The 20547-nt window shown below is 61.4% G+C and carries 19 protein-coding genes; 6 read left to right on the forward strand and 13 right to left on the reverse strand.

The genetic code is table 11. The features are described 5' to 3' along the window. Positions 1 to 31 precede the first annotated feature (31 nt). The 3 genes from ACH6CX_RS01380 to ACH6CX_RS01390 are packed head-to-tail and all read right to left on the reverse strand — an operon-like array spanning position 32 to position 2450. Entirely contained in the window at positions 32 to 838 is an 807-nt protein-coding gene (locus ACH6CX_RS01380; protein WP_396674407.1) for an FAD/NAD(P)-binding protein, read from the reverse strand. Beyond that, entirely contained in the window at positions 835 to 1317 is a 483-nt protein-coding gene (locus ACH6CX_RS01385) for a cyclic nucleotide-binding domain-containing protein (protein WP_232942502.1), read from the reverse strand. The genes ACH6CX_RS01380 and ACH6CX_RS01385 overlap by 4 nt, the downstream gene beginning before the upstream one ends. Beyond that, positions 1317 to 2450 carry a 4Fe-4S dicluster domain-containing protein gene (locus tag ACH6CX_RS01390; RefSeq protein ID WP_396674409.1) on the reverse strand — a complete coding sequence of 378 codons (1134 nt, stop codon included), beginning with the start codon at positions 2448 to 2450 and terminating at the stop codon, positions 1317 to 1319. The genes ACH6CX_RS01385 and ACH6CX_RS01390 overlap by 1 nt, the downstream gene beginning before the upstream one ends. A 136-nt stretch (positions 2451 to 2586) precedes the next feature. Between ACH6CX_RS01390 and ACH6CX_RS01395 the strand changes: the two genes are divergently transcribed. Next, complete coding sequence (locus tag ACH6CX_RS01395; protein ID WP_232942506.1) at positions 2587 to 3138, forward strand: GNAT family N-acetyltransferase; 552 nt, start codon at positions 2587 to 2589, stop codon at positions 3136 to 3138. 132 nt (positions 3139 to 3270) lie between these two features. Then, a complete protein-coding gene (gene ppsA / locus ACH6CX_RS01400; RefSeq protein WP_396674411.1) occupies positions 3271 to 5691 on the forward strand; it encodes a phosphoenolpyruvate synthase in 2421 nt (806 codons plus the stop codon). A gap of 233 nt (positions 5692 to 5924) precedes the next feature. Here ppsA and ACH6CX_RS01405 read toward each other — a convergent pair whose 3' ends face one another. After that, entirely contained in the window at positions 5925 to 8591 is a 2667-nt protein-coding gene (locus ACH6CX_RS01405; protein ID WP_396674413.1) for a cation-translocating P-type ATPase, read from the reverse strand. 261 nt (positions 8592 to 8852) lie between these two features. Here ACH6CX_RS01405 and ACH6CX_RS01410 point away from each other — a divergent pair, with 261 nt between their 5' ends. Beyond that, complete coding sequence (locus ACH6CX_RS01410) at positions 8853 to 9971, forward strand: glutaredoxin family protein (RefSeq protein ID WP_396674415.1); 1119 nt, start codon at positions 8853 to 8855, stop codon at positions 9969 to 9971. Between the two features lie 73 nt (positions 9972 to 10044). Here ACH6CX_RS01410 and ACH6CX_RS01415 read toward each other — a convergent pair whose 3' ends face one another. From ACH6CX_RS01415 to atpD, 8 genes are read right to left on the reverse strand one after another with little or no spacing between them, the layout of a single operon-like run. Next, positions 10045 to 10956 (reverse strand): F0F1 ATP synthase subunit gamma, encoded by a 912-nt coding sequence (locus ACH6CX_RS01415; protein WP_232942514.1) that lies wholly within the window; start codon positions 10954 to 10956, stop codon positions 10045 to 10047. After that, entirely contained in the window at positions 10953 to 12428 is a 1476-nt protein-coding gene (locus ACH6CX_RS01420) for a F0F1 ATP synthase subunit alpha (protein WP_232942516.1), read from the reverse strand. The genes ACH6CX_RS01415 and ACH6CX_RS01420 overlap by 4 nt, the downstream gene beginning before the upstream one ends. Then, a complete protein-coding gene (locus ACH6CX_RS01425) occupies positions 12425 to 13174 on the reverse strand; it encodes a F0F1 ATP synthase subunit delta (protein ID WP_396674418.1) in 750 nt (249 codons plus the stop codon). Before ACH6CX_RS01425 ends, ACH6CX_RS01420 begins: the two co-directional genes overlap by 4 nt. A 15-nt stretch (positions 13175 to 13189) precedes the next feature. Next, positions 13190 to 13465 (reverse strand): hypothetical protein, encoded by a 276-nt coding sequence (locus ACH6CX_RS01430; protein WP_232942519.1) that lies wholly within the window; start codon positions 13463 to 13465, stop codon positions 13190 to 13192. Then, complete coding sequence (locus tag ACH6CX_RS01435; RefSeq protein WP_334078869.1) at positions 13458 to 14156, reverse strand: F0F1 ATP synthase subunit A; 699 nt, start codon at positions 14154 to 14156, stop codon at positions 13458 to 13460. The genes ACH6CX_RS01430 and ACH6CX_RS01435 overlap by 8 nt, the downstream gene beginning before the upstream one ends. Continuing rightward, a complete protein-coding gene (locus ACH6CX_RS01440; RefSeq protein ID WP_232942523.1) occupies positions 14157 to 14435 on the reverse strand; it encodes an AtpZ/AtpI family protein in 279 nt (92 codons plus the stop codon). It abuts the gene before it with no gap. Positions 14436 to 14441: 6 nt separating this feature from the next. Further along, complete coding sequence (locus tag ACH6CX_RS01445; RefSeq protein WP_334078868.1) at positions 14442 to 14852, reverse strand: hypothetical protein; 411 nt, start codon at positions 14850 to 14852, stop codon at positions 14442 to 14444. Then, complete coding sequence (gene atpD, locus ACH6CX_RS01450) at positions 14849 to 16207, reverse strand: F0F1 ATP synthase subunit beta (protein WP_396674866.1); 1359 nt, start codon at positions 16205 to 16207, stop codon at positions 14849 to 14851. Before atpD ends, ACH6CX_RS01445 begins: the two co-directional genes overlap by 4 nt. Positions 16208 to 16489: 282 nt before the next feature. Here atpD and ACH6CX_RS01455 point away from each other — a divergent pair, with 282 nt between their 5' ends. Together ACH6CX_RS01455 and ACH6CX_RS01460 are read left to right on the forward strand one after the other, a co-directional pair. Further along, a complete protein-coding gene (locus tag ACH6CX_RS01455; RefSeq protein ID WP_334078867.1) occupies positions 16490 to 16981 on the forward strand; it encodes a hypothetical protein in 492 nt (163 codons plus the stop codon). A gap of 351 nt (positions 16982 to 17332) precedes the next feature. After that, complete coding sequence (locus ACH6CX_RS01460; RefSeq protein ID WP_396674421.1) at positions 17333 to 18346, forward strand: NAD(P)-dependent alcohol dehydrogenase; 1014 nt, start codon at positions 17333 to 17335, stop codon at positions 18344 to 18346. A gap of 46 nt (positions 18347 to 18392) precedes the next feature. Here ACH6CX_RS01460 and ACH6CX_RS01465 read toward each other — a convergent pair whose 3' ends face one another. Beyond that, complete coding sequence (locus tag ACH6CX_RS01465; protein ID WP_396674423.1) at positions 18393 to 19262, reverse strand: LysR substrate-binding domain-containing protein; 870 nt, start codon at positions 19260 to 19262, stop codon at positions 18393 to 18395. A 144-nt stretch (positions 19263 to 19406) separates the two neighbouring features. Between ACH6CX_RS01465 and ACH6CX_RS01470 the strand changes: the two genes are divergently transcribed. Beyond that, positions 19407 to 20534, forward strand: a complete 1128-nt coding sequence (locus ACH6CX_RS01470) for an S-(hydroxymethyl)glutathione dehydrogenase/class III alcohol dehydrogenase (RefSeq protein WP_237061487.1) — start codon at positions 19407 to 19409, stop codon at positions 20532 to 20534. Positions 20535 to 20547: the final 13 nt, after the last annotated feature.

Here is a 20547-nt window from a genome sequence, read left to right on the forward strand (position 1 = left end):
GTAGGCTCCTGCCCCTCAGTCACCTGAATCATTACAGGGCCCTGATGTTGAACCACTGCCGGATATCCCCGTAGCAGAACACCGGGCCGTCCTTGCAGACAAAATTCGGGCCCCACTGGCAGTGTCCACAGTGTCCCGTTGCGCACTTCATATTGCGCTCCATGGAAAGGAAGATAGCTGATTCCGGTACCCCCGCCTGGCGCAGGGTCCGGATGCAGAAGCGCATCATGATCTCCGGGCCGCAGACGAAGGCGACCGTCCTGGCCGCGTCGAACTCGGCTGCCTGCAGGGGGTCGGTAATAACGCCGATATACCCCTGCCACTCGTCGACGGCGTGATCGACCGATTGCACCAGTTCCAGCGCTTGCATCCACCGCTCCAGTTCCGACTGGAAGAGACGCTCTGCCGGGCGTCGCGCACCATAGAAAAGCCTTACGCGACTGGTCTGGATACCGCTGCGCAACACGCTGTAGATCACCGGTCGCAACGGGGCCAGGCCCAGCCCACCGGCGATAATCACCAGGTCACTGCCGGCCGCTATTTCCAGCGGCCAGCCATTCCCGAAGGGGCCCCGAACACCCACCTGGTCCCCACGCCGCAATCGTTCCAGCGCGGCCGTTACCTGGCCCTGTGTGCGGATGGTATGAACCAGGCTCCCGTCCCGCGATTCCGGGCCACTCATCGAGATGGGGACTTCGCCGGCACCGAAGGCATAGAGCATGTTGAACTGCCCGGGACGAAAGGCATCCGAATCGTCCTGCTCAGGGGACAGGTGCAGCGTGAAAGTGCCGGGATATTCCTCCTGGCGATGCTCGATACGGTACATCTGCGGAATCACTGGCGATCCCCAACCAGCGGAGACGGTTGGGCGTAAACATCCAGCAGCTGGATTCGCGCAGCCTGTAGCCGCTCGGTGGCGATCCGGGCAAAGCGCTGCATCAGCTGGAACCCCAATCGTGGCTCTGCCTCACATTTTTCCCGCAGGCACTTGCCGTTGAGGCGTATCGCGTGTACCTGATCCATCGCGCGGCCGTCGAAGGTCCACTGGTAGGGGGGGAACAGCCAGGACCAGCCAAAGACGTCGCCGTCATGGAGGGTCTGCAGGCAGATTGGCCCACGATCCGGACGGTAGGTTTCCACTGCGACCCTGCCCTTGCGAATCAGGAAGAAGTAGTCCGCTGGCTCGTTCTCCTGTGCCAGGTAGTCCCCGGCAGCGTATATAGCGTTCTCTCCGCAGCCAGCGATGAACTCCAGGTCTGCCGGGGCCAGGTCGCGGAAGAAAGGGTGTTCACGGAGCATGTCGGGGATCTTCTGCATTATTGCTCCGGGCCGGGTTTCTCGAGTTCACGGATGTTCCGCACTTCCTCGGTAAGGTCGATACCCACCGGGCACCAGGTAATACAGCGCCCGCACCCCACACAGCCGGAAGAACCGAACTGGTCGTGCCAGGTGGCCAGTTTGTGGGTCATCCACTGCCGGTAGCGAGATCGCGTATCGGCTCGTACGGGGCCACCGGTGACATAGCTGAAGTCAGCGGTAAAACAGGAATCCCAGCGCTCCCAGCGTTCGGCATGGTCGCCACTCAGGTCGGTGGTGTCCTCCACCGTGGAGCAGAAGCACGTCGGGCAGGCCATGGTGCAATTGGCGCAACTCAGGCAGCGCTCGGCGACCTGGTCCCACGATGCACTCTCGTAGTTGCGGTAGAGCAGTTCCTTCAGGTCGGAGCTGTCAAACCGGCGGGGCCCCTCTTCCATCTGGCGCACGGCATTCTGAACGCCCCGGGCCGCAGCCTCCTCGTGCCGTTTCCCAGAAGGCGTCACCGGTAACTGGCGCAGGACCTGGCTGCCGCGGTATGAATCGCTGCCAATCAGGAAATAATGCTCATCACCATCGATTACTTCGGTCATCGCCAGGTCAGTGGCGAGGGTCACCTTCGGTCCAGTATTCATCGAGGTGCAGAAGCAGGTGGCGGCTGCGCAAGTGCAGTTCACCGCGACAATAAACAGATTGCTGCGCCTGTGGGCGTAATTTTCATTGGAGTGCTGGTCGTCGACAAATACCCGGTCCTGTATGGCGATGGCATGAAGCTCACAGCTGCGTACGCCGAGAAAAGCCATTCGGGGTGGCTCTTCAGTAATTTCCGTTACCTGGATGTCATTAGTGTCCTTGCGCGCCTTCCATACCTGTCGGCGCGGCAACTGCAGGAATTTTTTCCATGAATGCGGTCCGACCGCATAGCCGAAATAGGCGTCATCGTCACGGCGCTCCAGGCGGTAACAGCCCTTTTCCTGCCTATCGGTCCAGCCCTGAGGCAGGTCTGCGGCGGACGCAACGGTGTCGTAGGTAATTGCCTTGTCACGCAGCACAGGTCCCATCACCTGGAAGCCTTCCTTTCGGATCGCCTGGACCAGGAGGTCCAGGTCACCTGCCTGCAATATAAAGTCCTGCATCATGTGCTGCCGTGACCGTTATTCCCCCTGGTGCGCGTAAATAAATCTGTGCGGTTGGCCCTAAGTACCAACGCAGATCTATTATTTAGGCTGATTGTAGGAACCGGCAGGCCAGCTTGAGAGGAGGCAGGTGACAATGTCCGAGGAGCAGCACCAAGAGGCACTATCGCGAACTGTGACGGAAAAGCTCCGGAATGGCCAGGTGGTGACAATACGCCCAATAAACCGGGGCGATATTGACCTGGAGCGGGAATTTATCACCAACCTGTCGGCGGAGTCCCGTCATTTCCGGTTCCTGGGCGGTGTCGGAAAACCGAGCCAGCAGATGCTGGAAAGGCTGACAGATGTCGATCACAACCAGCGCGAGGCATTTATCGCCATCATCAGCGAAAATGGGGCAGAAAAGGAAATCGGTGTCTCCCGCTACGCGCTGGAAGCGGGTGGCGCAGCTGCTGAGTGTGCCGTCGTGGTTGCGGACGACTGGCAGATGCAGGGCCTGGGCACCCTGCTGTTGAATCGACTGATCGAGTCGGCACGGGCCAGGGGCGTCGGCCACCTCTACTCGATTGACTCGGCGGAAAACACACGGTTGCAGAAAGTAGCCAAAGCCATGGGTTGGGAATGCCATACGGATCCCGAGGATCACACCCAGCTCATTTACCGGCTTGATCTCACCGCAGAATCGTAACCAGGCAGGCATGGCGGGGGGCCGCGCCGGGGCGCTCCCTCCCCCCCCCTCTCCATCAGCTGATACTACTGCACCCGCCGGTTTCCTCAACGCACCCTGTTTACCCAGCCGTCTCGCCCGAGGACCCGTATCATGCCGCACAGTCATTACATCCGTTGGTTTGAGTGCATCTCACTGGGCGATATCGCGGAAGTTGGCGGAAAGACCGCCTCTCTCGGTGAAATGTACCGGGCCCTGGCGCCCCAGGGCATTCGTGTCCCCAACGGGTTTGCCATCACCGCCAATGCCTACCGCGCAGTACTGGACCAGGGCAATACCCGGGATACTTTGCACGAACTGCTGCGTGATGTGGGCAATGCCGGAGGTGATAAGCAGGGCCAGATTGCCGCGGAAGCCCGTAACGCCGTGTATGAATCAGGATTACCGGACGACCTGGCCCGGGAAATCACCGATGCCTATGTCGAACTGTGCGAACAGTATGGCCCGCAGCTCAGGGTTGCCGTGCGCAGCTCCGCCACCGCAGAGGACCTGCCCGACGCCAGCTTTGCCGGCCAGCACGACAGCTTCCTCAATATTGGTGACTCCGAAGGGCTACTGGAGGCCTGTCGTCGCTGTTTTGCGTCGTTATTTACCGAGCGTGCAATCAGTTACCGGGAGCGCAACGGGTTCGATCATTTCAAGGTGGCACTCACCATCGCGGTGATGAAAATGGTCCGGGCGGACCTGGCCGCCAGTGGCGTTATGTTCAGCCTGGACACGGACAGCGGTTTCCGCGACGTAGTCTTTATCAATTCGGCATATGGGCTGGGCGAAAATATCGTTCAGGGGGCCGTGGACCCGGATGAGTTCTACGTGCACAAGCCAACTTACGAGCAGGGCCATCGTTGTGTCTTGCGCCGCCAGCTGGGCGCCAAGCAGCAGACACTGGTCTGCGATGAAGACCTGAACAGCCAGGAGCTGCATAACATCGATACCCCCGGGGCCCGTCGCGAAATTTACAGCCTGGATGACGACGATGTACTGACCCTGGCGGATTACGCGATTCGCACCGAGAAGCATTACAGCAGCGTACGGGGCGTGGACTGCCCCATGGATATGGAGTGGGCAAAGGACGGCGATGACGGGCAGCTGTACCTCCTCCAGGCGCGGCCGGAAACCGTTGCCTCGCAGAAGCCGCGTAACCAGCTTAAGCGTTACCATTTCAGGGAAAAGCCAGACAGCGAATCCCTGCGCGCCAGCGGGCGGGCTATCGGTACCGGTATTGCCAGTGGCACCCTGCGCAGGGTGGACAGCGTGGACCAGCTGGCAGGCTTCGGGGATGGCGAGGTACTGTTCGCCGAAAGCACCAGTCCCGACTGGGGCCCGGCCATGCGGCGCGCGGCGGCACTGGTTACCGAGCGTGGTGGCAGGACCTGTCATGCGGCCATTGTTGCGCGGGAATTTGGTATCCCGGCGGTGGTTGGCATTGGCGACGAAGGCCGCAACCTGCAGGCCGGCCAGATCGTCACCCTGTCCTGCGCCCAGGGTGACGTGGGCAGGGTCTACGACGGGGAGATACCGTTCGAGGTAACCACGATCGAGCTGGACCATGTTCCCCGGCCAGAGACCAGGATGATGATCAACCTGGCCAGCCCGGACCAGGCATTTCGGCTGAGTGCCCTGCCCTGCGATGGTGTCGGCCTGGCGCGTATGGAGTTTATCGTCAATGAACATATCATGGCCCACCCGATGGCGCTGGCCCACCCAGAGAGGGTCGACGATGAAAAGGACAGGCAAAAGCTCCAGCAACTGACGGCCGGTCACGAAAGTGGTGGGGCATTTTTCATCGAAAAACTGTCCGAGGGAATCGGTACCATTGCCGCTGCTTTCTACCCCCGGCCAGTGATTGTGCGTACTTCGGATTTCAAGACCAATGAGTACGCGCGGTTGGTGGGTGGAGCCGGCTTCGAGCCCCATGAAGAGAACCCGATGCTGGGGTTCCGGGGGGCCGCCCGGTATGCCCACGAGGCCTATGCCGATGGCTTTGCGCTGGAGTGTGCCGCCCTGAAACGGGCACGGGAAGCAATGGGCCTGGATAATATCAAGGTGATGATTCCCTTTTGCCGACGCATTCCCGAGGGCGAGCAGGTGTTGCAGGCGATGGCTGACCACGGGTTGAAACAGGGGAGGAACGGCCTGGAGGTCTACGTCATGTGCGAGATCCCCAATAACGTGGTGCAGATAGACGCATTCAGCCAGCTGTTCGACGGTATCTCCATCGGCTCCAATGACCTGACGCAGCTGGTGCTCGGTGTAGACCGGGATTCAGACATTGTCGCCTTTGATTTCGACGAGCGGGATCCTGGCGTATTGGAAATGCTGCGGCTCGCTATTGAGGGCGCACAACGCAACGGTATTCCGGCCGGTATCTGCGGCGAGGCGCCGTCGAACTACCCGGAAGTGGCCGAGTACCTGGTGGAACTGGGGATCGATTCCATCAGCCTGAGCCCGGATGCATTGTTGCGCACCATCGAGAGGGTGGCGGCCATCGAGGAAAAGAAAAAATCGGGATAGGTGCAGCCGGCGGTCGCGTCGCGGCCAGCGGCCGCTCCTGCGGGTGGGGATGCGCACTCACCGATTTTGTAGGAGCGGCTGCCAGCCGCGATTACCTCCGGGTTATCGAGCCCCGATCGCGGCAGCGGGCCGCTCCTACAAGGGGTGAAGCACACTCACGGATTTCTTAGGAGCGGCCCATGGCCGCGAAAAATATGTCCCAGAAGATTTCCCAAACGTGGCGGTTCACCGCGCTATCCGGCAGCTGTATTACTCTCGCGCCAGTTCGAAATGCGCAACAGCAGCTCCATCGCCAGCAACTGCAGCATCGCCAACGACAACAGGCCTGTCCAGTGTGCCAGGCTCACTGGCGAAACGCCCAGCACACCCTGCATCAGAGGCGAGTACATCGACAGGATATGCAGACCCTGGGCCGCCAGTGTCCCCAGTAGCAGCACCGGGTTGGAGAAAAACGGCTGGTGGAAGATGGAGCGGACTTCCGAGCGGCTGTTGAACACCTGCACATTCTCAAACAGCACCATCAGCAGCAGCACACTGTTACGCGCCTGCTCTACCTGCCAGCCCTGCTGAAGGAGCCAGTAAAAGCAACTGAAGGCGACACCGCCCATCACCAGGCCGGAGGTAATGACCCGGCGTAACATCAGCGGATCGAACAGCGACTCCCTGGGCGGGCGCGGCGGGCGCTGCATCTCATCACCCTCTCCCGGCTCCAGTGCCAGGCCCACGCTCTGCACACTGTTGGTAACCAGGTTGAGCCATAACAGCTGAACCGGCGTCAGCGGTAACGGCATTGCGAAGGCGGTGCTCAATACGAACAGGACAATTTCAGCGGCGCCAGTGGAAATCAGGAAGAACACGACCTTACGGATATTCCGGTAGGCGATGCGCCCCTCCTCTACCCCGGCCACCACCGAGGCGAAATTGTCGTCGGTCAGCAGCAGGTCAGCGGATTCCTTCGCCACCTCGGTTCCCCTTTCTCCCATGGCCACACCGACATGGGCGCTATGCAGCGCCGGGGCATCGTTGACCCCGTCTCCGGTTACCGCGACAAACTCACCCTGGCGCTGCAGCGATTGCACAATGGTCAGCTTCTGCTCCGGCGAAACCCGCGCGTAAACACGGGTACCGGATGTCAGCTGGTCGACTGCCGTGCTGCCCTGGGCCTCCGCCCGTGCCAGCTCCATACCGGTCACAGCCCCGTCTTCACTGTCCGCAAGTTTCAGTTCCCGGGCAATGCTCAGGGCAGTGTGCGGATGGTCGCCGGTGAGCATGCACACATGGATGCCGGCGGTACGGCAGTCTGACACCGCCTGTGCCGCTTCCGGGCGCAGTGGATCCACCATGCCGACCAATCCCAGCAGGCAAAGGTTATGCAGTTGTTCGGGGAAAACACGGTCGCTTGCGGGCAGTTTGCCCTCGGCCAGCGCAAGGACCCGCGCCCCGCGCTCGGCCAGGCTCTTCATCGCGTCCAGAGCGCGACTGTTGTCCAGGGGGACATCGCCCGCTGCAGTGGCCATGCTGCTGCACATGGGCAACAGTTTTTCCAGCGCGCCCTTCACGCAGCTAAGTCCCCGTTCGCCGTCATTGTGCAGGGTCGCGGCATACCCCAGAGCGGGTTCGTAGTGGATCTGGGAGCAAAGCGGATATCGAGCCAGTAAATGACCGCGCTCGATACCACATTTACAGGCCATGACCAGTAGTGCCTGGTCCACAGCGTCGCCGCTGCCCTGCCACTGGCCATCATCTGTCCTGTGTACCTCCGCCTCGTTGCAGAGCGCGGCGACGCGACACAGTCGCTCAATCACCTCGTCGCTGGGATGATTTGTGCCGATGTGGTAATTGCGGTCGTCCAGCAGGGCCACCTCGCTGGCCGTGAGCCGGTTCTCTGTCAGGGTGCCGGTTTTATCAGCGGCAATAACGGTGCAGGAGCCCAGGCTCTCCACGGCTACCAGTTTGCGGACAATGACATGCCGCCTGACCATACGACGTGTGCCAATGGAAAGCACCACCGTCAGCGCCATCGGCAGGCCCTCGGGAATGGCAGAAACTGCCAGGGCTACCGCCGTCATGAATATCAATAGTGGCGGGGTATCCCGGGCGAGTTCGATCGCAGCCAGCAGCGCCACGCTGACCAGTAACGCGATGGTGAGTTTTTTGCTGAAGCGCTCGATACGCTGGAACAGCGGTGGCTTCGCCTCCTCCGCAGATTCCAGGCTCAGGCTCAGCTTGCCAACCTCGGTCGCGAGGCCGGTACCGGTGACCACCCCCCTGCCACGGCCCGAGGCAACCAGGCTGCCAGCGAAACACTGGTTGAACCTTTCCGCCAGCGGTGCGTCCGGTGCACAGAGTAGGTCACTGTCCTTGCCCACCGGCAATGACTCACCGGTAAGGACGGACTCATCCACTTCCAGGCCTTTTGCCTCTAGCAGGTACAGGTCGGCCGGTACCCGATCCCCTGAACCCAGCAGCACCAGGTCTCCCGGTACCAGCTCCTCTCCAGGAATCTCGATGGTTTCGCCGTCCCGCACTACCTGTACCCGGTTCACCATCAGTTTGCGCAGGGCCTGCGCACTGCGATGGGCGTGGTACTCCTGCAGGGCCCCGATTAACGCATTGAGCAGCAGAATCAACCCGATAAACGTGGCATCCGCCAGCTTGCCGACACCCAGGGATACCGCCATCGCCGCCAGCAGCACATAGATCAGTGGGCTGGCGAACTGGCGCAGGAAGAGCCGCGGGAACCCGGGCAGGCGTGGCGTTGGCAGCGCGTTGGGGCCATATGTTGAGAGCCGCCGGCTGGCCTCTGCCGTGGTCAGGCCCGCATCGCTACTGTCGAGTAACGCGGTCACTTCCCGGGGCGACAGGGATTGCCACTGGCGCTGGGGGTTGCTGTCAGGCATTGCAACTCGGGATTGGGGGAACTGGATAAACAAACATTAGCAGCCCCGGCCAGATCGGCGGGGCCTTCTCCGGCAGTGCCAACCGGGGAATCCAGCTGCATTCCGGGCTAGCTATACGGTTGCACTCACGGCCGGAAGCCTGCCACTGCCATTACGTCTTTACTGAACAGTGACATGCCAATACAGCGGTTGCCAATGAGTTTTCTGCAAACACTTCGGATGTGCTGGCAAGTCTTGCCCGCCCCAGGCTGGCGAGTACGATTGTCGGTTCCTGTCCGGACCATGCTGGTTTTGCTGTCACTGGCCGGTGCGGCAGTGGCGGATCAGGCGAAAGCGGAACAGGTGCTGGAAGTATTCGTGCGGGATGGATGTCCCCATTGTGCCGCAGCCAAGGAATACCTGCCACAGTTCGCCCACGAGCACCCCGGGCTGCGCATTGTCTACCGCTCACTGGACAGTGACCCGCGAGCTGCTGAGGACCTTGCCCGGCACTCACGCCGCGCCGGCGCCTGGCCACCGGGCGTGCCCACTTTCGTGATCGAGGACCGGGTACTGGTGGGTTTTGCCAGCCCCGGGGTTACCGGGCCGCAACTCACGGAACTGGTGAAAAGAGGCGCTGCAACGCCGGGAAAGACTGAAGCGGCAGGCCCCGGTGGACTGGATGTCGCCGACCTTGGCCTGCCGCTGTTCACAATCGCCCTGGGACTGATCGACGGCTTCAACCCCTGTGCCATGTGGGTGTTGTTGGTACTGCTATCGATACTGGTCAGGTTGCAGGATCGTCGTCGCATGGCATTGATTGCGGGTACCTTCGTACTGGTCAGCGGGGCTGTTTACTACATGTTTATGGCAGCCTGGCTGAACCTGTTCCTGCTGGTGGGGGTTTCCGCACTGTTGCGTTGGTTGCTCGGAGGCGTGGCGCTGGCGATCGGTGCCCTCAACCTCCGGGACTTTTTCCGCAGCGGGGACCAATGCGGGCGCGACTACATGCTGTCGATCCCGGAATCCGCCAAACCGGGGCTCTACGAGCGGCTGAGGCGGGTACAGCGGGCCGATAGCCTGGCAGCGTCACTGGTTGGCGTTGCGCTGCTCGCGATCCTGGTGAATTTTATCGAGCTGCTGTGCACGGCCGGGCTCCCGGCAATCTATACAGCGGTACTGTCCCGGCAGGAGCTGGGGGCCGGCGCGTATTACGCCTACCTGGGGCTTTATATCCTTGCCTACATCGCCGACGACCTGTTGATGGTAAGCATCGCGGTTATCGCCCTGGGCAGCCGCAGGCTGACAGACAGGGCCGGGCGCTGGCTGAAATTTACCAGCGGGCTGGTGATGCTGGTCCTGGGCGTGATCCTGGTGCTGTTCCCGCAATTGCTCGTATAGCTTGCTGGCCTGGCCATCGTTGCGGTAACCGGACCCCGCTGAGAATCCAGCCTTGCATCGCACGAAGCGGTGATTACCGGTTGGCATCCCCCTTGTCTCTCTCGTTATCCCCCTGCAGGGATTCCTGATCGCGAGGCATACTGGCGCTGTCTGCATTCAGCAGGATCACTTCGATCTCCTCGGTGATTTCCTCCTGCCGAAGCTGGCTGGCTTTGCGATGCAGCAAATCCAGTTTCTCATCCAGGTAATGACTGGCACCTTCCAGGTGCTGCATGCGTTGCTGGTTCTCAGCCATCAGTGACAGGTAAATGATTTTCTGCAACGACTGCAGAAGGTATTCCTCCGCCAGTTCACGCACAAGGGTTGCCGGGGACAGGTTGAGTTGCGGTGGGCAAGGATAACGCTGCACGCGATTTCGCAGCCCCTGGAACGGCGGCAAAAGCTCATCCTCCACCACCGCCTTCCGCTGTGGGTCCCGGTAGAGCACTGTAAGTGCCGTGGCGCTTGCACCCTGCAGCTCAGCCAGCCGCACCAGCAGTTGCTGCAGCCGCGAGTTGACCTCATCCGCCAGCGCTGCACCGTCCAGCGCCGCGACAAACCGGGGATGGCCCTCCAGCCTTGCGCATAGCCGGCGTCCCCAACCGATAATACCGGGCCAGGCATCGCTGCGGACCGGTTCCCGCGCGAGGCACTCCTCCAGCCTCTCTACCAGGCTCTCATTAAAGCTTCCGCAGAAGCCACGTTCGGAGCCGATCAGCAGGTAGACGTGGCGCAGCTCCCCCACCGGCGATGGCAGGGCATCGGGAAAATAGCTGAGCAGGTCTGCTGCCGCAGTGTTCATCGTCTCGACTACCCGGCGCTGGCTGTCAAGAGTCTGCGCCAGCCGGCGAACCTCCATAAAGGCCATCGCTTTCATTGCTCCGACAATCTCACGGGTTTCGCCCAGTTGCCTTTCGTGCCGGGCCAGCTCCTGCTGGCGGCTCATGTTGCTGCACCTTCAACAGTGGAGAACACCTCCCGGGTTAGGCAGGTCCAGTGTCGGCGCGGGTCGTCCAGGACTAATTCACTGGTTTCCATCCTCGCCTGCAACTGTGCCAGGAACTGCCGCACCTGCTGTGGGTCCAGGTTATCGAGCAGGCCATCGTTAAACGCAACCATCCACGCCAGCTGGTACTCGATCGACAGGGGCGCAAGGCGCTCCTGCTTGAGAACTTCCCGCAGCACCCGGCCACGCCGGATAGCCTTTTCCATTCCCGCTTCCAGCCGGGCACCAAAGCGGGTAAACATTTCCAGCTCGAGAAACTGCAGGTAATCGAGCTTCATACGCCCTCCTTCCCGCTTGACCGCCGGGTGCTGCGCACGGCCGCCTATCCGGGATACCGACATGGGGATATCGATGGCGGGCCGGAACCCCGCAGTGAACAGTTCACGGTTCAGGTAGACCTGGCCATCGGTGATGGAAATCAGGTTGGTGGGGATATAAGCGGCGATCTCGCCCTGCTTGGTCTCCACAATTGGCAGCGCGGTCATGCTGCCGCCACCCTCATCCGGGCCCAGGCAGGTAGCACGCTCCAGCAGGCGCGCGTGGACGGAAAAAATATCGCCTGGATAGGCCTCGCGACCCGGCGGGCGCCGCAACAACAGGGACAGTTCCCGATAGGTTTTTGCGTGAGTAGAGAGATCGTCGTATACCACCAGGGTGTGGTGGCCCCGTCGCATCCAGTACTCGGCTATGCTGCAGCCGGCAAAAGGCGCCAGGTGCTGCAGCCCTGGTAGTGCGCTGGCTTCCGCTACCACCACGGTGGTGTAGTCCATGGCGAAATAGTCCCGTAGCAGGCGGATGCTGTTCACCACTGCCGAGCGCTTCTGGCCGATCAGCACATAAACACAGCGCACGCCCGAGTTGCGCTGGTTGATCACCGCGTCCAGGGCGAGCGCGCTGCGCCCCAGGCCCTCGTCCCCGATCAGCAACTGTCGCTGACCGCAACCGATGGGGATAAGCGTGTCCAGCACCTTGTTGCCGGTATACATCGGCCGATGCACGAAGTCCCGCTGCGTAATCGGTGGAGACGCCATTTCCATACGTCGCCAGCCCTGGCTATCCACTGTCCCCTTGCCATCGAGCGGATTACCCAGCGGGTCCACGACCCTGCCCAGCAGTGCATCCCCCACCGGCAATCCCAGTGGCCGCGGATACCGGTGTGCGGTTGTACCGGCAGTCAGTTGCTCGGTCTCTGTCAGCAGCACAGCGCCCAGCAGGTTGCCCGAGAGGTCGAACACAAGGCCCCGGCTGCCATCGGCGAATTCAAGCAGGTCATCCATAGCCGCGGTTGGCAGGCCTGCGACCCAGGCGATGCCGTCACCGACTGAAACCACCCGTCCCTGCTCGTGGATGCGCAGCTGTGGCCGATAGCCCTCCAGCCAGCGTGCCCGGTCCGGCAATAGCCTGTCGTTCACGATCCCGCCTGTGGCAGTTCGGTAAATGCCTGCAGCTCGTCCCGGACACTGGCCCCCAGCTGCCACGGGCCGACAGTAATGCGCAGGCCAGCTAGCAACTTCGGGTCCTCGACAAAGTGGCAGCGGATACCAGGTTGCAGGACCTCGCCCAGTACCTCCTCAATGTCCCTTCGCTGGTCCTCCTCCAGCGGGAAGGCGCTGGTGACCTCAGCCAGTTCGCCCCGCTCCGCAAGCTGCTCCCGCAACGGCGCGCGCTGTTCATCCGGGAGCTGATCCAGGGAGCGCAGCAGAAGCTCCAGCAAGCGCTGCTCGAGCTCCGGCCCTGCGCCCTGCTGCAGTAGCCGTGCCGCGAACTGGCCGCCCTGGCGCAGGGCTGCCTGCTCCAGCTGCCGCTGTAGCTCCCTCCGCTGGCGCTCGTCGGCAACCTCTGCCTGCTGGCGCCGCTGTTGCAATGACTCCTCGAGCTCCGCCTGCCGCTTTGTGCGCTCCGTGCGCATCTCGGCCTGGAGTTCCTCCCGCATCTGCTCGCTCTCAATTGCCCACTGGGACAGCCGCTGCTCGTATTGCCGCTGTAGGCTGGCGGCCTCCGCACGGGTCTGTTCAGCCGTGGCCAGGCTTTCCTCGATGCTTTCTTGCCGCCGGGCAATAACGGATTGCAGCGGCTTGTAGAAAAACCGCTTGAGGATCCACACAAGTACCAGGAAGTTAATGATTTCCAGCAGGAAGGTCGACCAGCTGAGCTCCACGGCTTACCCCTCCTGCTACGACGCCGACTCGAGCAGGTATTCCAGCAGTGGATTGCGGAACAGGATGATCAGCGCAATCACCAGCACATAGATTGCCAGGGATTCAATCATAGCCAGGCCGATAAACAGGGTACGCATGATCGAACGTTCTGCTTCCGGCTGTCGAGCCAGGGCATCCAGCGCGCTGCTGATGGCCCGCCCCATGGCAAATGCGGGAAGCAGCACGCCAATCGCGATGCCCAGCATGGCTGCGATGGTTGAAAGCAGCGCAAACCAGGATATGTCATTCATCGCGCTCTCCTTGCGGCTGTTGCCTGAGTTGTTGGGACTGAAGCCCACCGGCAATATAGATCAGCGCCAGCATGCCAAAGATATAGGCCTGTACCAGGGCTTCGACAATATGCAGCATCAGTATAGGAACCGGGGCCAGGAATCCCGCTACCAGCAGTATCAGCAGTGCCGCCATTTCCAGGCTCATGATGTTCCCGAACAGGCGAACTGCCAGTGCAACCGTGCGGGTGACCTCGCTGATCAGGTGGAACGGCAACAGCAAGGGGCTGGGGGTCAGGTAATGGCGCAGGTAGGGTCTCAAACCCTGGCTGCGGATACCGAACCAGTGCACTGAGAGGAATACCAGTATCGCCAGGGCTGCGGTGGCCGACAGGTCCCGCGTCGGTGAATGGACCCCGGGCAGCAGGCCGCAGAGATTGGCCACCACCAGGAAGATCCACAGGGTGGCAATAAACGGCAACAGCAGTCTGACATGGTCCGGCGCCACTGCGCGGATGGCACCCTCTATGGCCCCGACGACCCCCTCGGCCACAGCCTGTGCAGGGCCGGGTCGTTCCCGCAGGCGTCCCGAAATCAACCAGGCCATCAACCAGAGCCCCAGCATTACTGCCCATGTGGTCACTACTGTGCCAGTGACCTGGGCCGGTCCCAGATTGAAGAATACGGTGGGAAAGAGCTCGCCGTCGCGCATTCACTTTTCCCTGATCAGCAGGTAGACATTGGTGGCGCCTACCACCAGCCCGACAAAAATAAGGCTCAGGGTCCAACGGGTGGAGTAGCCCCCGGCCAGGCTGTCCAGCCAGAGCCCCAGGTAGGCACCGCCGACGACCGGCAAGACAAGCACCAGACCCAGGGTGCCAATATAAATGGTCTGTGCGAAAAGGGTGGGCCGTTCCCGCTCTGCCCTTCGCATTCTCCGCGCCTGGCGCTCGACCCTGTTCTTCAGGGCCCTGTCGTTGTCTTCCCTCATTGTGGTCTACTCCTGCAGGATCTGCCGATGGCCCGACTCCCAGAGACGCTTGAGCAACGATTCCTCAAGGCGCCGGAGACTCTCTTTCATATCCTGCAGCGCCCGCTCTTCCTCCAGTAACTGCTCCTGCAGCAATCCGGAGATCCGTTCGTAATCCCTGTCGACCATAAAGTGCCGGGTGCAGACCTGCAGCCGGTTGTCGAGAAAATAGAGCAGCCCGCCGGGCAGTGCCAGGTAGTGCCATTCCCCGTCGATACAGCGAAAGCGGCTCAGGCCGAACACCAGGGAAGTTATGCAGCGCATATGGCCGGCGAGGATACCGAAGCTGCCGGATGCATCCTCACCGACGAAAGAAATGACACCCTCGACCTTCCGCAGCTCGGTGGCGGAAAGCAGTTCCAGGGTAAAGCTGTTCATTTTGCCCGGTCCCGCATGCTGCCGCGCATGTAGCAGTCGTCTTCCCCCAGCTCATCATAGTCGCCACGCAGGAAGGCCTCGCAGTCCGCAAGGGTTTCCTCCAGGGGGACAGAGACGCCTGCGATACCCGTGTGGGAGGCGATGACGTTAAAGGGTTGGGTCAGGTAGCGTTGTAGTTTGCGGGCACGCAGCACAATCCGTCGATCCTGCCGGGACAGCTCCTCGATACCCAGCATGGCGATAATGTCCTCCAGCTCCCGGTAGCGTGCCAGGTGTTCGCGCACTCCCCCGGCGACTGCATAATGGTGGTCGCCGACAGTCTGGCGGTCCATCGCGCGGCTGGCGGACTGCAGCGGCTCCACAGCCGGGTAGATCCCCTTCCCCGCCTGCGCCCGGGATAGCACAACCGCAGAGTCCAGGTGGCCCAGGATCGCGTCCACCGCCGGGTCGGTCATATCGTCGGCGGGCACATAGACTGCCTCTACCGCGGTAATCGCCCCTGAGCGGGTGGAGAGTATGCGCTCCTGGAGCTCGGCCACCTCACTGATCAGGGTGGGCTGGTAGCCGACCGTGGCCGGCATCCGGCCAAGCAGGCTGGAAATCTCACTGCCGGCCTGTACGAAGCGGAAGATATTGTCCATTACGAACAGTACTTCCCTGGCCACGGAATCGCGCAGGTACTCGGCGTAGGTAAGCGCCGACAGGCCGATGCGAAAGCGCACCCCCGGCGACTCGTCCATCTGGCCAAAGCACATCAGGGTCTGGTCCATAACCCCCGCCTCGCGCATCTCGTGCCATAGCTCGTGCCCCTCGCGAATCCGCTCTCCTACACCAGCGAATACAGAGACGCCGCTATGGAGAGCGGCCACGGCGTGCATGAACTCCATCACCAGCACGGTCTTGCCTACACCAGCACCGCCGAACAGCCCTGTCTTGCCGCCGCGCACGAAGGGGCACAAAAGATCGATCACCTTGATACCGGTCTGGAGGATATCACCGGTATCGACCGCATCCCACAGGGCAGTCGGTGGCGTATGAATATTCCGATATTCATCCGTTTCAAGCGCAGGCGCGCCGTCGAGCGGTTCACCAAAAATATTCAACAGGCGTCCAAGGCAATCGATGGAAACCGGGACGTGCAATGGCGCGCCGGTATCGTAAACCGGCCTGCCCCGGCACAGCCCGCCGGTGCGGTGCAGGGTAATGGCCCGCGCGTGATGCTGGTCCAGGTGCTGGTGGACTTCAAACAGGTAAGTCTCACCATCGACAAAAGCCTTCAATGCCCTGCGCAAAGGCGGGAGCCGCTGGCAACGGATCACCACCACCGGGCCGTGTACCTCGGTAATGACACCGATTTGGGCTGCCGGGGTGACGCTGCACTCATCAGGACTTAACTGATCCACAGTTCTCCTACTCGCAGAATCTGTTCCCCACAGGATAGAAACACCAGGGGTGCGCGAGCGACTTATCGACAGGGAAGGCAAATCATTGCAGCACCGGGCGCCTGTCTGCCCGTAAGCCTTGCCCCCAGCATAGCTGCACATCCCGGTATATTGGCAGCCAAATGCGCAGCTTTCAGGCCCTTCAATTGATAATTCTGTCAAGCTTCTCCGGAGCAATCCGAATGGGCCGTTACCATGAAAACCGTTAGTTCGATCGGGAAGATACTGCTCCTGCTATTGACACCACTGGCGGTGAGCGCCGAGCCAGAAGAGAAACAGGCCGTGGAGACCTTTATCAGTGAGTTTATGGAGGATTTCTCTGACAGCAGCCTCGCGCCAGCCAGAGTAGCTGATGAGTACTTCGCCGGAGCACCGGTTTTTTACGTGGGCGAGATGCCCGGGCTGAGTGATAGCCCGGAAATTAGCGCGGTGATGTTGAATGTTTTCCGTGAAAAGTTTCATGTTACTTCCCACCCCTTCACCAGGCATGTAATAGAGACACTGTCGGTCGGCGATGATGGAACTGCCGCGATTCTTGTCGCCTTTCGCCGTCCCCACGAAACAAATCCCCGAGTGGACGATTTCTGCAATATCTTTAGCCTTGCGAAACTGGGTGGCGCCTGGAGGATTACCACCTGGTCACTCTTTGCGCTAAGCGGCGCACCGGAGTGCTCCAGGCGTTATTGATTAACCTGCTGATGGGCAGGCCAGCCGGTCAGTCCGGGGCCTTAGCCGCCGGCGGACCCTGGCGTAGCCTGGTAAAGGTGTCACCCTTTTATGTGGCGCTTTCCGGCTTACTATGACCGTTCGAATGTGGTGCCCATAACCGGCGCGCGTTTGATCTCGACAGCCAGTATGCGCAGGAACTTCTCAATATAGTGAGGCGGGAAACGCGCGACCGCCACCTTAAACCCGAACTTCAAGGTACAGTGCACTGGGTGAGGGAGTTACTGCGGGAAAGTAGCGACTGGGCCGTATTGCTTGCCGCCCGTGGCGGGCATATACGGCCCTGGCCGACACCGATGAAAGGAGGAAAAAATGAAGACATTTGTTGTAAAGGCACCCGGCGGGCTCGACCGGCTCGAAATCACGGAGAGGCCGGACCCGGGCGAACCCGGCCCGGGAGAAATCCGGGTCGCACTGCATGCCACGTCTCTCAATTTCCACGATTACCTGGTAGCTGCCGGGCAGATTGCCACGGAAGACGGCCGGGTACTGATGTCCGACGGCGCAGGTACTGTGGAGGCTGTCGGCGAGGGCGTCACCGAATTCAGTCCCGGTGACCAGGTTGTCTCCTGTTTCTTTCCGCAGTGGTCCGATGGGCTTGCAGGGCTGGGCGTTGGCAGCTTCGCCGGTACCCCTGGGGATGGCATCGATGGGTTTGCCGCGAGTCACGCGGTGCGCCCGCAGAGTGCCTTTACCCATGCACCCCGCGGGTGGAGCCACACAGAGGCGGCAACCATTACCACCGCCGGGCTTACCGCATGGCGTGCACTGGTTGTCGATGGGGGACTCAAGGCGGGTGACACGGTACTGACACTGGGAACCGGGGGCGTGTCCATTGCCGCCCTGCAAATCGCCAGGGCCATGGGCGCCAGGGTTATCGCCACTTCGTCTTCCGACGAGAAACTGGAGCGCGTCAGCGACATGGGCACCGGTCACACCATCAACTACAAGCGTGAGGAAAACTGGGGCAAAAAAGTACTGGAACTCACCGACGGCCGGGGTGTGGACCACATCGTAGAGGTCGGGGGGCCCGGCACCCTTGAACAGTCCATCAAGGCAGTCCGTATCGGCGGGCATATCGCCCTGATCGGTGTATTGACCGGCACATCCGGCGAGGTGCCCACCGCGATGCTGATGGCCAAGCAGGCTCGGCTACAGGGGTTGGTCGTGGGCAGCCGCCGTAACCAGCAGGAGTATGTGGCCGCGCTCAACCAGACAGGAATCCGCCCGGTAATTGACCGCACTTTCCCGTTCGAGGAGCTGGGTGACGCTTTCCGCTATGAGGAGAGCGGCGCGCACTTTGGCAAGATCTGTGTAGAGTGGTGATGCCGGTGCGGCCCCCCCCCCTGCAGAGCCGATGCCATGTTCCGGGCTAACCGATAAACTCGCCCAGGTAGTCCAGCAACATGCTCACCGTGGGCGACAGGTGACGGTTGTGGGGGTAGACGCCCCAGATACCGTCATCCTCCTCCCGGTAGTGCTCCAGCAGGGAAATGAGGCGGCCTGAACGCAAGTGTTCGTCGACGTAGTAGTCCGGCAATTGCACGAGACCGATCCCCTTCAGCGCCGCATCTACCAGCGCCTGTCCACTGTTGCAGCGGATACTGCCACTCACCCGGATATCCCTCGATCGCCCCTGCTCCCGGAAGCGCCAGTATACGAGGGTCCCCGGCAGGCAGTTGTGTTGCCCCAGCTCCGACAGGCTGTGGGGTTCACCGTGGGCGGCCAGGTAAGCGGGGGAGGCGCAGACATACAACGTGCGGGATCCCAGTCGCCGCGCCATCATGCTCGAGTCGTCCAGCTTGCCCAGGCGGATGGCGAGATCGTAGCCCTCCGCCACCAGGTCCAGCTTCTGGTTGGTCAGCTGCATATCCACTTCCAGCTCCGGGTAGCGGAGGGCAAAATCATTTACCAGTGGCGCCAGTGTGGTCTCGCCGTAGGTGACGGGGGCGGTCAGCCTGAGCCGGCCCCGTGGCACCTGCTGCAGGTCGCTTACAGCCCGCTCAGCCTCCTCAAGGCCGTCGAGAACCTGGCGGCAATGCTGGTAGTACACCTGCCCCACCTCTGTCACCGACACCTTGCGCGTGGTGCGATACAGCAGTTTGGTCGACAGCCTGGACTCGAGGGCGCTGACCTGCCGACTGACCTGGGCGGTGGAGATCCCCAGCCTGCGGGCGGCGCCGGTAAAGCTGCCGGCCTCGGCCACTGCGACAAATTCACTGACTCCTTCCCACTCGCGCATTGCTTGCCCCATCAATACTTCGCCACAATTATTACCACCTGGTAAATATGATTTACCAAAAGCGCCGATTATAACCCGAATGGAAACAGTTAGACTGCCCGCCATATCGCGGCATACCGCCGCCCTATTACCGAGGAGAGCCTTATGACCGGGACCATCAAAGCCAGGGCCGCCGTGGCCTGGGGAGCGGGACAACCGCTATCGGTGGAGGAAATTGATGTGATGCCACCGCAGGCCGGCGAGGTCCGCATCCGTGTGGTTGCCTCCGGGGTGTGCCACACCGATGCCTTTACCCTGTCCGGTGACGACCCGGAAGGTATTTTCCCGGCCGTTCTCGGCCATGAGGGAGGCGGTATTGTGGAATCTGTGGGTGAAGGCGTGACCAGCCTGGCAGTAGGCGACCATGTGATCCCTCTGTACACACCGGAATGCGGCGAATGTAAATTCTGCCTGTCCGGCAAGACCAACCTGTGCGGCAAGATCCGCGAAACCCAGGGCAAGGGGCTGATGCCGGACGGCACCACCCGTTTCTACAAGGATGGAGAGCCGATTTACCATTACATGGGTTGCTCAACCTTCTCCGAGTACACGGTGCTGCCGGAAATATCGCTGGCCAAGGTGGACAAGGCGGCACCACTGGAAGAAGTCTGCCTGCTGGGCTGTGGTGTCACCACCGGTATGGGCGCGGTAATGAATACCGCAAAAGTCGAGGAGGGAGCGACCGTCGCCATCTTTGGCCTCGGCGGTATCGGCCTGTCGGCAGTGATCGGCGCCACCATGGCCCGGGCCGGGCGTATCATTGCCATCGACATCAATGAGGGCAAATTCGACCTGGCCCGCCAGCTGGGTGCCACCGACTGCATCAACCCGAAGCACTACGACAAGCCGATCCAGGAAGTGATCGTCGAGCTGACCGATGGGGGCGTGGACTATTCCTTCGAGTGTATTGGCAATGTCGACGTGATGCGGTCCGCGCTGGAATGCTGCCACAAGGGCTGGGGTGAATCGGTCATCATCGGTGTGGCCGGGGCCGGCCAGGAAATCTCCACCCGTCCGTTCCAGCTGGTCACCGGCCGGGTCTGGAAAGGCACCGCTTTCGGCGGGGTCAAGGGACGTTCCGAACTACCCGAGTACGTGGAGCGCTACCTGGCCGGAGAGTTCAAGCTGAACGATTTTATCACCCACACCATGGGATTGGAGGCCATCAACGAGGCCTTCCACCTGATGCACAGCGGCGAAAGCATTCGCTCCGTGATCCATTTCGATCACTGACCGGGGCCTTCCC

The organism is Microbulbifer sp. JSM ZJ756 (genome assembly GCF_044383805.1).
Classification (GTDB): Bacteria; Pseudomonadota; Gammaproteobacteria; order Pseudomonadales; family Cellvibrionaceae; genus Microbulbifer; species Microbulbifer zhoushanensis.

Bases quoted from the DNA above. Each gene is read 5' to 3' on its own strand.
- ACH6CX_RS01440 (WP_232942523.1), bottom strand. From the start codon at position 14,435: ATGAGGGAAGACAACGACAGGGCCCTGAAGAACAGGGTCGAGCGCCAG.
- ACH6CX_RS01395 (WP_232942506.1), top strand. From the start codon at position 2,587: ATGTCCGAGGAGCAGCACCAAGAGGCACTATCGCGAACTGTGACGGAA.
- ACH6CX_RS01455 (WP_334078867.1), top strand. From the start codon at position 16,490: ATGAAAACCGTTAGTTCGATCGGGAAGATACTGCTCCTGCTATTGACA.
- ACH6CX_RS01415 (WP_232942514.1), bottom strand. From the start codon at position 10,956: ATGAGCCGCCAGCAGGAGCTGGCCCGGCACGAAAGGCAACTGGGCGAA.
- ACH6CX_RS01435 (WP_334078869.1), bottom strand. From the start codon at position 14,156: ATGCGCGACGGCGAGCTCTTTCCCACCGTATTCTTCAATCTGGGACCG.
- ACH6CX_RS01405 (WP_396674413.1), bottom strand. From the start codon at position 8,591: ATGCCTGACAGCAACCCCCAGCGCCAGTGGCAATCCCTGTCGCCCCGG.
- ACH6CX_RS01430 (WP_232942519.1), bottom strand. From the start codon at position 13,465: ATGAATGACATATCCTGGTTTGCGCTGCTTTCAACCATCGCAGCCATG.
- ACH6CX_RS01460 (WP_396674421.1), top strand. From the start codon at position 17,333: ATGAAGACATTTGTTGTAAAGGCACCCGGCGGGCTCGACCGGCTCGAA.
- ppsA (WP_396674411.1), top strand. From the start codon at position 3,271: ATGCCGCACAGTCATTACATCCGTTGGTTTGAGTGCATCTCACTGGGC.
- ACH6CX_RS01390 (WP_396674409.1), bottom strand. From the start codon at position 2,450: ATGCAGGACTTTATATTGCAGGCAGGTGACCTGGACCTCCTGGTCCAG.
- ACH6CX_RS01465 (WP_396674423.1), bottom strand. From the start codon at position 19,262: ATGCGCGAGTGGGAAGGAGTCAGTGAATTTGTCGCAGTGGCCGAGGCC.
- ACH6CX_RS01470 (WP_237061487.1), top strand. From the start codon at position 19,407: ATGACCGGGACCATCAAAGCCAGGGCCGCCGTGGCCTGGGGAGCGGGA.
- ACH6CX_RS01385 (WP_232942502.1), bottom strand. From the start codon at position 1,317: ATGCAGAAGATCCCCGACATGCTCCGTGAACACCCTTTCTTCCGCGAC.
- ACH6CX_RS01445 (WP_334078868.1), bottom strand. From the start codon at position 14,852: ATGAACAGCTTTACCCTGGAACTGCTTTCCGCCACCGAGCTGCGGAAG.